This window comes from Rhodococcus sp. IEGM 1354 (assembly GCF_030056855.1).
In the GTDB taxonomy this organism is placed as follows: domain Bacteria; phylum Actinomycetota; class Actinomycetes; order Mycobacteriales; family Mycobacteriaceae; genus Rhodococcoides.
Genome location: NZ_JASHKT010000018.1, coordinates 1 through 14,009, shown reverse-complemented (window position 1 = coordinate 14,009; position 14,009 = coordinate 1). Strand labels below are relative to the sequence as shown.

Annotated in this window: 15 protein-coding genes; 13 read left to right on the top strand and 2 right to left on the bottom strand. The window is 63.8% G+C overall.

The genetic code is table 11. The annotated features are described in order from the left end of the window. Positions 1-16: 16 nt before the first annotated feature. From QM588_RS24250 to QM588_RS24200, 11 genes are all read left to right on the top strand, one after another. Complete coding sequence (locus tag QM588_RS24250; protein ID WP_027497907.1) at positions 17-1,225, top strand: glycosyltransferase family 4 protein; 1,209 nt, start codon at positions 17-19, stop codon at positions 1,223-1,225. A gap of 94 nt (positions 1,226-1,319) precedes the next feature. After that, the gene (locus QM588_RS24245) at positions 1,320-1,751 is read left to right on the top strand and encodes a hypothetical protein (RefSeq protein ID WP_283317214.1); all 432 of its coding nucleotides are present in this window, start codon (positions 1,320-1,322) and stop codon (positions 1,749-1,751) included. A gap of 441 nt (positions 1,752-2,192) precedes the next feature. Continuing rightward, a complete protein-coding gene (gene atpB / locus QM588_RS24240) occupies positions 2,193-2,918 on the top strand; it encodes a F0F1 ATP synthase subunit A (protein ID WP_032368774.1) in 726 nt (241 codons plus the stop codon). Positions 2,919-2,996: 78 nt separating this feature from the next. After that, positions 2,997-3,236 carry an ATP synthase F0 subunit C gene (locus tag QM588_RS24235; protein WP_032368773.1) on the top strand — a complete coding sequence of 80 codons (240 nt, stop codon included), beginning with the start codon at positions 2,997-2,999 and terminating at the stop codon, positions 3,234-3,236. A 7-nt stretch (positions 3,237-3,243) separates the two neighbouring features. Continuing rightward, positions 3,244-3,813: a F0F1 ATP synthase subunit B gene (locus tag QM588_RS24230; protein ID WP_027497903.1), complete on the top strand. Its 570-nt coding sequence runs from the start codon at positions 3,244-3,246 to the stop codon at positions 3,811-3,813. A gap of 8 nt (positions 3,814-3,821) precedes the next feature. Beyond that, positions 3,822-4,649: a F0F1 ATP synthase subunit delta gene (locus QM588_RS24225; RefSeq protein WP_027497902.1), complete on the top strand. Its 828-nt coding sequence runs from the start codon at positions 3,822-3,824 to the stop codon at positions 4,647-4,649. 88 nt (positions 4,650-4,737) lie between these two features. Then, complete coding sequence (gene atpA, locus QM588_RS24220; protein WP_032365581.1) at positions 4,738-6,381, top strand: F0F1 ATP synthase subunit alpha; 1,644 nt, start codon at positions 4,738-4,740, stop codon at positions 6,379-6,381. A gap of 52 nt (positions 6,382-6,433) precedes the next feature. Next, complete coding sequence (locus tag QM588_RS24215; protein ID WP_032373970.1) at positions 6,434-7,405, top strand: F0F1 ATP synthase subunit gamma; 972 nt, start codon at positions 6,434-6,436, stop codon at positions 7,403-7,405. A gap of 3 nt (positions 7,406-7,408) precedes the next feature. Continuing rightward, complete coding sequence (atpD, locus tag QM588_RS24210) at positions 7,409-8,857, top strand: F0F1 ATP synthase subunit beta (protein WP_027497899.1); 1,449 nt, start codon at positions 7,409-7,411, stop codon at positions 8,855-8,857. A gap of 30 nt (positions 8,858-8,887) precedes the next feature. Then, the gene (locus tag QM588_RS24205; protein ID WP_027497898.1) at positions 8,888-9,247 is read left to right on the top strand and encodes a F0F1 ATP synthase subunit epsilon; all 360 of its coding nucleotides are present in this window, start codon (positions 8,888-8,890) and stop codon (positions 9,245-9,247) included. A 29-nt stretch (positions 9,248-9,276) separates the two neighbouring features. After that, a complete protein-coding gene (locus tag QM588_RS24200) occupies positions 9,277-9,714 on the top strand; it encodes a DUF2550 domain-containing protein (protein WP_032373969.1) in 438 nt (145 codons plus the stop codon). A gap of 18 nt (positions 9,715-9,732) precedes the next feature. Here QM588_RS24200 and QM588_RS24195 read toward each other — a convergent pair whose 3' ends face one another. After that, positions 9,733-10,326, bottom strand: coding sequence for a cob(I)yrinic acid a,c-diamide adenosyltransferase (locus tag QM588_RS24195; RefSeq protein WP_032373968.1), 594 nt, complete (start codon positions 10,324-10,326; stop codon positions 9,733-9,735). A gap of 53 nt (positions 10,327-10,379) precedes the next feature. Here QM588_RS24195 and murA point away from each other — a divergent pair, with 53 nt between their 5' ends. Beyond that, on the top strand, positions 10,380-11,633 hold the full coding sequence (gene murA / locus QM588_RS24190) for a UDP-N-acetylglucosamine 1-carboxyvinyltransferase (protein WP_027497895.1): 1,254 nt from the start codon (positions 10,380-10,382) through the stop codon (positions 11,631-11,633). Here murA and pdxR read toward each other — a convergent pair. Then, positions 11,626-13,029, bottom strand: a complete 1,404-nt coding sequence (pdxR, locus tag QM588_RS24185; RefSeq protein WP_283317141.1) for a MocR-like pyridoxine biosynthesis transcription factor PdxR — start codon at positions 13,027-13,029, stop codon at positions 11,626-11,628. The two genes, murA and pdxR, sit on opposite strands and share 8 nt — an antisense overlap. A 92-nt stretch (positions 13,030-13,121) precedes the next feature. On the opposite strand from pdxR, the gene QM588_RS24180 reads away from it, so the two are divergent. After that, a complete protein-coding gene (locus QM588_RS24180) occupies positions 13,122-13,805 on the top strand; it encodes a pyridoxamine 5'-phosphate oxidase family protein (protein ID WP_283317139.1) in 684 nt (227 codons plus the stop codon). Positions 13,806-14,009 lie beyond the last annotated feature (204 nt).

Here is a 14,009-nt window from a genome sequence, read left to right as displayed (position 1 = left end):
TGCCCGTCCGTTCCGCATGAGCGTCGAGGTGCTTGCCCAGTCGAATCTGGGCGCAGGCGTTCCGATCCGCGAGCTGCTGCTTGTTTTCCTGACGGCCGCTGTCGTCACGTTCTTCGCGACCGGTGGCGTTCGAGTGGCCGCGATCAAGTTCGGCGCAGTCGCCATTCCTCGTGATCGTGACGTCCACGTGCAGGCCACCCCGCGACTCGGGGGAGTGGGCATCTACGCCGGCATGCTCGCCGCGCTGCTGTTCGCCTCGCAGCTGCCCGCGTTGGCCCGCGGATTCGATGTCGCCTACAACCGCGACATTCCGGCTGCGCTGGTCGCAGGCTTCGTGATCGTGCTGGTCGGCGTCATCGACGACCGTTGGGGTCTCGACGCACTGACGAAGTTCGTCGGCCAGGTGACGGCGGCCGGCGTCCTGGTCATCATGGGTGTGAGCTGGGTCGTGCTCTACCAGCCCTGGGGCGGCGAGCCCGGCCAACCGGGCAGCACCTTGGTGCTCGACCAGCTTCAGGCCGGACTGGTGACCGTTCTGATCACCGTCGTCATCGTCAACGCGATGAACTTCGTCGACGGCCTCGACGGGCTCGCAGCTGGACTCGGCCTCATTTCGTCGGTCGCGATCTGCATCTTTTCGGTGGGCCTGCTGCAGGAACAGGGGGGCGACGTCGGCGTCTACCCACCTGCCTTGATCGCGGCGGCGCTGGCCGGTGCCTGCCTGGGATTTCTGCCGCACAATTTCCAACCGGCGCGCATCTTCATGGGCGATTCGGGGTCCATGTTGATCGGGCTGACGCTGGCCACGATCTCGACGAGTGCCTCGGGGCGCATTCCGTTGACGGCCTACGGTCCACGCGATCTGCTGGGTCTGTTGTCGCCGCTCTTGTTGGTCGGGGCCGTGATGCTCATTCCGATACTCGATCTGTTGCTCGCCGTCGTTCGCCGCACTCGGGCAGGGCGGAGTCCGTTCAGCCCGGACAAGATGCATCTCCATCACCGACTCCTGCAGATCGGTCACTCGCATCGACGGGTGGTCCTGGTGATCTACCTCTGGGTCGGTGTGCTCGCGTTCGGTGCGGTCGGATCCTCGCTTCTCGACCGTCGCATCGTGGTGCTCCTCGTCGCTGCCGGTCTGGTGTTCGCGCTCGTCGTCACGGCTGTGCCCACTCTGCGGGTGGATCGATCGCCCGGATCCGAACGTCGGGGTGTCCGACGCCGCTGATCGGCTCGGTGGTTCTTCGGTCGTGTCCCGGCTGGTGCCGGCCACCGGGTGCGACTGGGTACTCTCGACAACTGTGACCTTCACCCCGCAGTCCATGCCCGACCAATTCGCACCGCTCCGTGCCGCGGTCCGCTACGGCCTCATCGGTCTGGTGGTACTGACGGTGGTGAGCGTGGGGATCTCGGTTGCTGCTGCGGGAACTCCAGGATTGTGGGGATCGATCATCGGGGTGGCCATAGGTGGCGGGTTCGTCATCACGACCGCGCTGTCGGTGGCCCTGACCACGCGTTTCCCGGCGTCGGCCGTCGGAGCGCTGTTGCTCGGTGGCTGGTTGGTCAAGATGGTCATCGCGTTGATCGTGCTCGTGGCCCTCAAGGATGCGGACTTCTACAACCGGTATGCGCTCGGCTTGACCATTCTGGGAGCGCTGGTGGTGGTCCTGGGTGCTGAGGTGTTCGGTGTCGTCAAGACGAAGGTGGCTTACGTCGACAGCGTTCCTGACGACGGGAGCCCCGACAACGCGTAGTACGACAAGCTGTCGTAATCGGTTAAGCTGAGGGCCGCCTACACAACGTCGTAGTTCTGTTGATAAAGTTTGCATCAAGCGATGGGCAAGACCGGGACGAAAGAGACTTTTTCCCCGGACTGGACCCCCGCAGGTAGCCATCAGCGTGAGCTTCCTTACAGTAGGCCCGGAGTCACAGACTTCGGCAACGTAAGGTTTCGCCCTGAGAGTTGCCGAGTCGACGTGAGTCGCCGACACCCGACAGACGCTTGGCCGATGAAGACCGGGCCTCAGCCTCTGACGATTGCGAGCCGATTTTCGTCGACTTGATAGATCGTCATTGTCCGATCGAACCGCAGCCGTTACTCGGTTGCGGCCCGAACACGGGAGAGACCGCTGAGCGTCACCAACCTGGCTGCGGAGTTCCATCCGCCGTCACTATCCGATTTCTTTCCTCCCGCGGTGCTGTTCGAGGGAACTCCGTTCGAGCTCGACCGGCTGATGCTCATCCGCATCCTGATGTCGGCTCTGCTGATCGTCTTCATGCTGATCGCTCTGCGCAGCCCCAAGATCGTCCCTCGCGGAATCCAGAACGTCGCCGAGATCGCACTCGACTTCGTCCGGATCCACGTGGCCGAGGACGTCCTCGGCAAGGAGCAGGGACGTCGTTTCCTGCCCGTCATCATGACGATCTTCTTCACGGTGTTGGCGGTGAACGCCAGTGCCGTCATTCCGTTCTTGAACATCTCCTCCAATGCGCGCATCGGCCTGCCGATCGTGCTGGCCGCGGTGGCGTATGTCGCGTTCATCTACGCCGGTGTCAAGAAGTTCGGTGCAGCCAAGTTCGTCAAGGGAACGATCGTCATCCCCGGCATTCCGAAGGCCATGCACGTGTTGCTGATCCCTCTGGAATTCATCTCGAACTTCGTGCTTCGCCCGTTCACACTCACGGTGCGTCTGCTGGCCAACATGCTCGCCGGTCACATCATGCTCGTGCTGTTCTTCAGCGCCACGCAGTTCTTCCTCTTCGAGGCCTCCGCCGGCCTGAAGATCTTCGCCGCACCCTCGCTGATCATGGGCTTCCTGTTCACGATGTTCGAGATGCTCGTGATCTTCCTGCAGGCTTACATCTTCGCGCTGCTGACGGCGATCTACATCGATCTGTCGCTGCACGCCGACTCGCACTGACCGACCAACAGACCGAACTAGCTACACCGCCACCTCCGACACCCGGATGTGGACCGAAGAAAGGGAACGGAAAACCGAATGAGCCTTGAACTTCTGGCCCAGGCGCAGGAAATCACCGCAAAGGGTTACGGAGCCATCGGCTACGGCCTCGCAGCGATCGGTGGTGGCATCGGCCTCGGCCTCGTCGTCGCCAAGAACATGGAAGCAACCGCTCGCCAGCCCGAGCTGGCCGGTCAGCTCCGTACGACCATGTTCCTCGGCATTGCATTCACCGAGTCCCTCGCCCTGATCGGCCTCGTCGCCGGCTTCATTCTCTGAGAGCGCGATGACAAACGCGATAACGCTGCTCGCAGCCGGGGCGGAGGGGGAGGAATCCCAGAACCCGCTGCTGCCCGCAACATACGACATCGTTTGGTCGATCGTCTGTGTCGTGATCATCGGCTTCCTGTTCTGGAAGTACGTCGTACCGCGTTTCCAGACGGTCCTCTCCGAGCGTTCCGAGCTCATCGAAGGCGGAATCAAGAAGGCCGAGCAGGCACAGGCAGAGGCGAAGGCTGCTCTCGAGCAGTACCACGCTCAGCTCGCCGACGCCCGTTCCGAGGCTGCGCAGATCCGCGAGGAAGCGCGCACCCAGGGACAGGCGATTCTCGCCGAGATGAAGGAAAAGGCGCAGGAAGAGAGCGATCGGATCGTGGCCGCAGGCCACAGTCAGCTCGTTGCTCAGCGTCAGCAGATCGTCACCGAACTTCGTGGCGACCTCGGACGTACGGCCGTCGAACTCGCCGAGAAGGTCATCGGAGAGCAGCTCTCCGATGACGCGAAGCGTTCCAGTTCGATCGATCGCTTCCTCAACGAGCTGGATTCCGTCACCGCGGACTCCGCATCAGGAAAGTGAGTCGAACCATGTACGCAACTTCTCGTGAGGCGCTCGCCCGCACACGGTCGGTCGCCCACGAAGCTCTGGGGTCCGCGTCGGGCGGCGAGGCAACGGCCGTCGCCGCTCAGACCGGTGCCGAGTTGTTCGCCGTCGTCGAGACTCTCGACGCGCAGCGCACGTTGCGTACCGCTCTCGCCGACTCCTCGGTCGAGGGCGATCGACGAAGCGCTCTGGCCGGAGAGGTCTTCTCCGGCCAGGTGTCGAGCGCAACGGCGACCATCGTCAAGGCTGCGGCCGGCGAAAGCTGGTCCACAGCCCGTGACCTGCTGAACTCGCTGGTCGAGCTGGGACGCGAAGCTCTGCTCCGCGCCGCAGCCGATCAGGACCAGCTGGACACGGTCGAGGACGAGTTGTTCCGGCTCGGCCGCATCGTGGCTGCCAACCCGCAGCTCGAGCAGGCATTGTCGGATCGCTCGAAGCCGGCACAGGCCAAGCGTGAACTGCTGGGTCGACTGCTCTACGGCAAGGTCACCGCGGTCACCGAGGCGCTCGCGGTGCAGGCCGTCACGCGTCCACGGAAGGCGGCACCCGCCGACGTGCTGAACGGATTGGCAGATCTGGCCGCCGAACAGCGCGACCGCGCAGTTGCACACGTACGCAGCGCAGCCCCACTGAGCGACAGTCAGCTCGAAAAGCTGACCGCAACCTTGACCCGCACGTACGGCAAGCAGGTCACGGTGCACGTAGAGGTCGATACCGAACTGCTCAGCGGACTTGTCGTTCGTATCGGCGACGAGGTCATCGACGGTAGCGGGGCAGGCCGCCTCGCTGCATTGCGAAAGACGCTCAAATAGTCCGACACGGACACAGTAACGAGAAGAATCGCCTCGGCATTCGAGGCTTTTCATACCGCGATCATTCGAAGGAAGAGCAGGAAACACTATGGCGGAGCTGACGATCTCCTCCGACGAGATCCGTAGCGCGATCGATAACTTCACCGCGAGCTACTCACCGGAGTCTTCCCGCGAGGAGGTCGGCACGGTTACGGACACGAGCGACGGAATCGCTCACGTGTCCGGATTGCCGTCGGCGATGTCCAACGAACTCCTGGAGTTCCCGGGCGGAGTCCTCGGTGTCGCGTTGAACCTGGATGCCACCGAAATCGGTGCCGTCATCCTCGGTGACTACGAGCACATCGAAGAAGGCCAGGAAGTCAAGCGCACCGGAGACGTGCTCTCGGTCCCCGTGGGCGACGGCTACCTCGGTCGCGTCGTGGACCCGCTGGGCAAGCCCATCGACGGCCTCGGCGACATCGAGTCCTCCGAGACCCGCGCCCTCGAACTGCAGGCTGCCTCGGTACTCGAGCGCCAGCCCGTCGAGGAGCCGCTGCAGACCGGCATCAAGGCGATCGACGCGATGACCCCGATCGGACGCGGCCAGCGTCAGCTCATCATCGGCGACCGCAAGACCGGCAAGACTGCGGTCTGCATCGACGCGATCCTGAACCAGAAGGCCAACTGGGAGAGCGGCGACGACAAGAAGCAGGTTCGCTGCATCTACGTCGCCATCGGTCAGAAGGGCTCCACGATCGCAGGCGTCAAGGCTGCACTCGAAGAGCAGGGCGCGCTCGAATACACCACCATCGTCGCCGCACCCGCGTCCGACTCGGCCGGCTTCAAGTGGCTCGCTCCGTACACCGGCTCGGCCATCGGCCAGCACTGGATGTACCAGGGCAAGCACGTCCTCATCGTGTTCGACGACCTGACCAAGCAGGCCGAGGCCTACCGCGCGATTTCGCTGCTGCTGCGTCGCCCCCCGGGCCGTGAGGCATACCCCGGTGACGTCTTCTACTTGCACTCCCGTCTGCTGGAGCGTTCGGCGAAGCTGTCCGACGAGCTCGGTGGCGGATCGTTGACGGCACTGCCGATCATCGAGACCAAGGCCAACGACGTCTCGGCATACATCCCGACCAACGTCATCTCCATCACCGACGGTCAGGTCTTCCTGGAGTCGGACCTCTTCAACAAGGGCGTCCGTCCCGCCATCAACGTCGGCATCTCGGTTTCTCGAGTCGGTGGCGCTGCGCAGACCAAGGGCATGAAGAAGGTCTCCGGATCCCTTCGTCTCGAGCTTGCTCAGTTCCGCGAGCTCGAAGCCTTCTCGGCGTTCGCGTCCGACCTCGATGCGGCGTCCAAGGCGCAGCTCGAGCGCGGCGCTCGCCTGGTCGAGCTGCTCAAGCAGGATCAGTACGCACCGGTGGCCGTGGAAGACCAGATCGTCTCGATCTGGCTCGCAGGCCAGGGCACGTACGACTCCGTTCCGGTCGGCGATGTTCGCCGCTTCGAGACCGAGCTGCTCGAAGACCTGCACCGCAACGCCAGCGGCGTCTACGACAGCATTGCCGGTGGCAAGGCTCTCGACGACGACAACCAGAAGGCACTGACCGAAGCGACCGAGAAGTTCAAGGCCGGCTTCGTGGACTCGGACGGCAACCGCGTCGTCAACGAGGCCGAGGCAGACACTCTGAACGCCGACGAGGTCAGCCAGGAGCAGGTCAACGTCACCCGCAAGACAGTCAGCAAGTAGGCCGGCGATGACAGGTGACATGACGAGCACAGAAGGGAGCGTGAACAGCTAGATGGCAAGCATTCTCGAGCTTCGCTCCCGTATCAAGTCGGTCAACTCGACGAAGAAGATCACCAAAGCGCAAGAGTTGATCGCAACTTCGCGAATCACCAAGGCGCAGGCCCGCGTTGCCGCATCGAAGCCGTACGCGGAAGAGATCACGAAGGTGCTCTCCGCGCTGGCGAGTGCATCGAGCTCGCTCGATCACCCGTTGCTCAACGAGCGACCCGAGCCCAAGCGTGCCGCAGTCCTGGTCGTGACCAGTGACCGCGGTATGTGCGGTGGCTACAACTCCAACGTCCTCAAGGAATCGGAGGAGCTCTTCCAGCTTCTTCGTTCCGAGGGCAAGGACCCGGTCATCTACGTGCTGGGCGCAAAAGGCTTGGGCTACTACACGTTCCGTGAGCGGGACGTGAAGGGTGCCTGGACGGGCTTCTCGCAGGAACCCGGATACGCCGATGCAGCGAAGGCCAGCAAGCATCTGGTCGAGCTGTTCATGGCGGGTTCGGGCACCGAGGTCGACGCTCCCAACGGTGAAGGCACCGTCGAGGGCGTGGACGAGTTGCACATCGTCTACACCCGCTTCGTGTCGATGCTCACGCAGAAGCCCGAAGTCCGCCGGATGGCACCACTCGAAATCTCGTACACCGACGAGGAATTCGAGATGGGTGCGGACGCGTTGACCGACTCACCGACCGCGGATGTGCAGGCACAGTACGAGTTCGAGCCGGAGGCAGGCACTCTGCTCTCGGCGCTGCTGCCCAAGTACATCAGCACCAGGATCTACGCGTCGTTGCTCGATGCAGCAGCGTCGGAGTCCGCGGCGCGTCGTACCGCCATGAAGGCAGCGACGGACAACGCGAACGAATTGGTCGAGACCTTGAGCCGTCAGGCCAACCAGGCTCGGCAGGCCCAGATCACCCAGGAAATCAGCGAAATCGTCGGTGGCGCCAACGCGTTGGCCGACAGCGCAGGAAGTGACTAAGCAATGACCGCAGCAGTAGCCCAAGAGAACGCGAGCGGAGCGGACACACAGTCCGGCCGTGTCGTTCGGGTCATCGGCCCCGTTGTGGACGTCGAGTTCCCGCGCGGCTCGATTCCCGCACTGTTCAACGCCCTCAACGCAGAGATCACTCTGCCGACCGTGGCCAAGACCCTGACGCTCGAGGTTGCACAGCACCTCGGTGACAACTTGGTTCGCACCATCTCGATGCAGCCCACCGACGGCCTCGTCCGTGGCACGGCTGTCGTCGACTCCGGCAAGCCGATCTCGGTTCCCGTCGGTGACGTCGTCAAGGGCCACGTGTTCAACGCCCTCGGTGACTGCCTGGACACCCCCGGACTCGGCCGCGACGGCGAGCAGTGGGGCATCCACCGCAAGCCACCAGCCTTCGATCAGCTCGAGGGCAAGACCGAGATCCTCGAGACCGGCATCAAGGTCATCGACCTGCTGACGCCGTACGTCAAGGGCGGAAAGATCGGTCTGTTCGGTGGTGCCGGTGTCGGCAAGACCGTGCTGATCCAGGAAATGATCACCCGTATCGCACGCGAGTTCTCGGGCACCTCGGTGTTCGCAGGAGTCGGCGAGCGTACTCGTGAGGGCACCGACCTTCACCTCGAGATGGAAGAGATGGGCGTCCTCCAGGACACCGCCCTCGTCTTCGGACAGATGGACGAGCCGCCCGGCACGCGTATGCGCGTGGCGTTGTCGGCACTGACCATGGCGGAGTACTTCCGCGATGTGCAGGGCCAGGACGTGCTGCTGTTCATCGACAACATCTTCCGCTTCACGCAGGCAGGTTCGGAGGTGTCGACCCTTCTCGGTCGTATGCCGTCTGCCGTCGGTTACCAGCCCACGCTGGCGGACGAGATGGGTGAGCTCCAGGAGCGCATCACCTCGACCCGTGGCCGCTCGATCACCTCGCTGCAGGCGATCTACGTCCCCGCCGACGACTACACCGACCCGGCTCCGGCCACGACGTTCGCGCACCTCGATGCGACGACCGAACTGTCGCGTCCGATTTCGCAGATGGGTATCTACCCCGCTGTGGACCCGCTGAGCTCGACCTCGCGCATCCTCGAGCCCGGCATCGTCGGTGCCGAGCACTTCCGCGTCGCCAACGAGGTCAAGCGCATCCTGCAGAAGTACAAGGAGCTGCAGGACATCATCGCCATCCTCGGTATGGACGAGCTTCAGGAAGAGGACAAGGTTCTGGTCGGCCGCGCACGCCGTCTCCAGAAGTTCCTCGGCCAGAACTTCATCGTTGCCGAGAAGTTCACCGGCGAGGCCGGTTCGGTCGTGTCCCTCTCGGACACCATCGAGGCGTTCGACAAGGTCACCAAGGGTGAGTACGACCACCTTCCCGAGCAGGCCTTCAACAGCTGTGGTGGTCTCGACGACGTCGAGGCAGCCGCGAAGAAGATGGCCGGAAAGTAGACCGACGTGACTTCTTCCGAGAAGAGCGGCATGGAGGTCTCCCTGGTCGCTGTGGAGCAGAAGCTTTGGTCCGGTACTGCGACCATCGTCAGTGCTCAGACCACCGAAGGTGAGATCGGCATCATGGCCGGCCACGAGCCTGTCCTCGGCCAGCTGGTCGAGGCGGGCACGGTGTCGATCACGACGACCGACGGCGAGAAGATCATCGCTGCGGTGCACGGTGGCTTCCTGTCGGTGACGGGTAAGACCGTCACAGTGCTGGCGGAGTCCGCCGATTTCGCCGATGACATCGATGTCGAATCGGCACGGGCTGTAGTGGCAGAGAACGGCGACGACCTCGAGGCCATTGCGGTGGCCAAGGGACGTATCCGCGCTGTCGAGCGGTCCTAGGTTCACGAGAAGCCGCGACGAGACCTACGATGCACTCCGGATTGATTGCTCTGATCATTCTGGTTGTGCTGCTCGCAGGGCTCGTCGCGGCTTTTGCGTATCGTCTCGCGGTGCTGCGACGAGGCGGTACGGCGGCGATCATGCGTGTGCTCCCGTCCGAGGGCGGTGCCGGTTGGCGGCACGGCATCATTCGGTACGGCGACAACACGCTGGTGTTCTTCAAACTGTCCAGTTTGCGACCCGGGCCCGACCATCGGCTGGGCAGACAGGACGTTCAGGTGGGGGACCGACGGGCCCCACGCGACACCGAGTTCGACATCATGACTCCGGACATCGCTGTGCTGGAGTTGTCGGACAACGGCAAGAATTACGAAATGGCATTGGACAGAAGTGCGTTGACCGCTTTCCTGTCCTGGGTGGAGTCACGCCCATCGGGGCGCTCGCGGCGCCGTCGACCGGCGGCCTGACGAGTCGCTCGCCGGAAATCAGTCGGAATCGGTACCCGTCGAGCGGCTCGCTCCCGGTACCCATTGCACGTCGCCCTCCGGGTTTGCATACCTGCTCAGGATGAACAGCAGGTCCGAGAGCCTGTTGAGATACTTGGCCGGCAGATCGCTCGTCGTTTCCGGGCCGGCATGAACTGCTGCCCAGGCCGACCGCTCCGCGCGCCGAGCGACGGTGCGCGCGACGTGCAGCAACGCTCCCAGAGGTGTGCCGCCGGGCAGGATGAACGACGTCAACGCCGGTAGCTCGTCGTTGAATTCGTCGCACCAGCCTTCGAGACGGTCGATGTAACTCTGATCGATCCTCAGCGGTGGATACTCCGGATTCTCGACGACAGGAGTCGACAGATCGGCACCGGCGTCGAACAGATCGCTCTGAACGGTCCGGATGACGGTCCGCACGGATTCGCTCGGATTTCCCAGTGCCAGTGCGACTCCGAGGCTGGCATTGGTCTCGTCGCAATCTGCGTAGGCGATCAGCCGCTCGTCGTTCTTGGAGACCCTCGAGAAATCGCTCAATCCCGTGGTCCCGTCGTCGCCGGTCCGGGTGTAGATGCGAGTGAGGTGAACGGCCATGCGGCTACGGTACCGCGCGGTTGCCGGTCGGTACCGCTGGCTACGCTGTCGAAGTGAGTGAACGCTTTTTGGTCAACGGTGGTAATCGCCTCGTGGGTGAGGTGGCGGTCGGTGGTGCGAAGAACAGCGTCCTCAAGCTGATGGCCGCGGCCCTGCTCGCCGAGGGAACCAGCACGATCACCAACTGTCCCGACATCCTGGACGTCCCGCTGATGGCGGAGGTGTTGCGCGGGCTCGGGTGTGAGGTGGAGCTCGACGGCTCGGTCGTCCACATCACGACCCCGGCCATGCCGAAATACCACGCCGATTTCGCGGCGGTACGCCAGTTCAGGGCATCGGTCTGTGTCCTCGGCCCTCTCGTCGCGCGGTGCAAGCGCGCGGTGGTGGCATTGCCGGGCGGGGACGCCATCGGGTCTCGTCCCCTGGACATGCACCAGTCCGGCCTGCAGTTGCTGGGGGCGCGCAGCGAAATTCAACACGGATGCGTCGTGGCGGAAGCCGACGAGTTGCGCGGCGCGAACATCAGGTTGGCTTTCCCTTCTGTGGGAGCGACGGAAAACATCCTGATGGCGGCAGTGCTTGCCACCGGTGAGACCGTGATCGACAACGCGGCCCGCGAACCGGACATCGTCGATGTGTGCAACATGCTCAACGAGATGGGTGCCGACGTCCGAGGTGCAGGTACCTCGACCCTCACCATCCGGGGTGTCAGCGCGTTGAAGCCGACGACTCATCGCGTCATCGGCGACCGAATCGTGGCTGCTACATGGGGAATCGCGGCCGCGATGACGCGCGGGGACGTTCGCGTGCGGGGGGTCAACCCGAAGCATCTCTCGCTCGTACTGGACAAGCTGCGGTCTGCTGGCGCCGAGGTGACCAGCGAACCGGACGGCTTCCGCGTCGTCCAGCACGAACGGCCGCGAGCAGTGAACTTTGCGACGCTGCCGTACCCCGGGTTTCCGACGGATCTGCAACCGATGGCTATCGGGCTCGCGACCGTCGCCGACGGGACGTCGATGATCACCGAGAACGTGTTCGAGGCACGCTTCCGGTTCGTCGAGGAAATGATCCGACTGGGCGCTGATGCGCGTACCGATGGCCACCATGCTGTGGTTCGCGGTGTTCCCCAACTTTCCAGTGCGCCGGTGTGGTCTTCGGACATTCGAGCTGGGGCCGGGCTGGTCCTGGCCGGGTTGGTTGCGGACGGTACGACCGAAGTGCACGACGTGTTCCACATCGACAGGGGCTATCCGCGATTCGTGGAAAACCTGACCGCTCTCGGCGGGAGCATCGAGCGGGTCAGCTGACCGACCTCTTCTCGAGAGCGTCGACCAGCACCCGCAGCGCGCGCTCGAATCGATCGTCCGCCACCGACCCGTAGCCGACGACGATGCCACCATCGGTGGTCGGCGATCGCGTCGAATGTGCGAGCGTCGGCAGATCGACTCCGTTGTCCGCGCAGTCGGCTGCGATATCGCGTGCAACGTCGGCGTCGAGTACGAGCACCGTGTGCAGCCCGGCACCGACGCCCCGAAGTTCGCCGAATGGTGCCAGCGCAGCGGCGACGACGCGGTCACGTGCCCGATAGATCCGACGTGCCGTGCGTACGGACCGGTCCCATTCACCGTCCCGCAACAGCGAGGTCATGGCCTGCTGGACGGGAACCGACGGGAAGTCGCCGATGGCGCGACGTGTGTCGGTGATGCGCTCGACCATCGACGGGGGAGCCACCATCCATCCGAGGCGTACGCCGGCACCCAGTGTCTTCGATACCGTTCCCAGGTAGACGGCACGGTCCGGCACGAGCTCGGTGACCGTAGGCAAAGGTGCTATGCCGTAACGGAATTCGGAATCGTAGTCGTCCTCGATGATGGTGGATCCGGTACTTCGTGCCCAGTCCGCGAGGGCGCGTCGACGACCGATGGGCATGAGTCCGCCGGTGGGGTACTGGTGTGAGGGGGTGACGTAGACGGCCGGGGTCCTCGGCGGTGCAGATTCGAGTTCCCCGACCACAAGGCCCTCGCGGTCCACGGGGACGTCGTGAACGGACCACCCGCGGTGTGTGGCGAGGGCTGTAGCAGCCCGGTATCCCGGATTCTCCAGTGCGAGAACATGTTCGACGCCGACGTTTGCAGAGAGGGCCCCCAGTGCCAGGTCCAGACCGTGAATGCTGCCCGTGGTGACGACGATCGAATCCGCGTCGGTGTGCAGGCCGCGTGCACGGCCGAGCAAGTCGGCAATGCGCATGCGCAAGCCGAGCAAGCCCGCCGGATCGGGATAGTCGCCCGGTGGGGGAGAAGCACCGACGTCTCGCCATGCCCGCTTCCACGCTTCGGATGCGCGAGGCGGAGTCCAGGGTATTCCTGGTCGTAGCGAAATACGCTGAGCAACCGGTAGGTCTTCTTGTGCTCGGCGCGGGTTGCGACGCGATCCAACGGCGTGCGGAACATCTCGAACGTACGTACCCGCTCCGCGACGTGCGTCCAGCCAGCCCTCGGCGACCAGTTGTTCGTACGCCTTCTCCTTGACTGCGCGAGCCAGGCCCAGTTCGCCGGAAAGCGTTCTGGTACTGGGCAATCGGGCACCCGGTGTCAGGTCTCCGCGATCGATGGCCGCCCGGATGCCGTCGGCTACCTGAACGGGCAACGTGCGACGGTCGGCTCGATCGATCGCGATCGACAGGGCACTCGGCGGCAAGGTCATCGTGCGTCACCTGTCCATGGCAGAAAGTGGCCTAGCATTATTGCTTCCTATTGGACCATGACAGTGAGCCAACAGGGCGGCACTCTGGTGGCATGACGGCCGACGAAACACTTCTGTCCCCAACATCCAGAACCACCGTGGTCCGAGGTCGGCAGCGCGCACAGTCGGAGCGGACGGCATTGCTCGACGTTCTCCGGTCGGCTCGCCTTTGTCATATGGGGGTGCTGGTGGGGAACGTGCCACGCGTGCTCCCGACGGTGTTCGGCCTGGATGCGGATGGCCCGGACAGGGCGGGCACCCTGTACCTCCATGGTTCGGTCGCTTCTCGAAGCCTGGTGGAGGCGCCTGATCAGGACATCTGTGTGACGGTCACGGTCGTAGACGGGCTGGTCCTGGCCCGTTCCGCGTTCCATCACTCGATGAACTATCGAAGTGCCGTCATCGTGGGACGGCCACGTCGAGTAGAGGACGAGGGCGAACGAACACGGGCGTTGGACGCCATCGTCGATCAGGTCGTACCGGGTAGGAGCACGCATCTGCGGGCGCATACGAGAAAAGAGCTGGCGGCGACCAGTGTGTTGGCGCTTCCGCTGTACGAAGCATCGGTGAAAGCGCGTGCCGGTGGTCCGATCGACGACGAGGCCGACATTGCCGCAGGTGAAGTGTGGGCGGGTGTGATTCCGATCGACGAAGCCGTCGGCACTGCAGAACGTGGGGAAGATGTGGAACCGAAGCTCGATGTGCCCGACCACGTTCTGGCGTTGTCTCGCGCGTGAAACCCGTTTCTGTCGACTGTTCGCTGGATATGGCTGGCGTCACACGAGGGGATGAGCCTGCCGGCTGCGAAGCATTCTTCGAGCTCACGCACTCCGACCTGCGTAGATGCCGGCGGTAACTCGATCCACCTGCCGATTTGCGTGTGTGGGGTTGGTGGCGTAACTTTTGTCGAGTCAGAGCGACGGACACCGACCCGGTCTTCA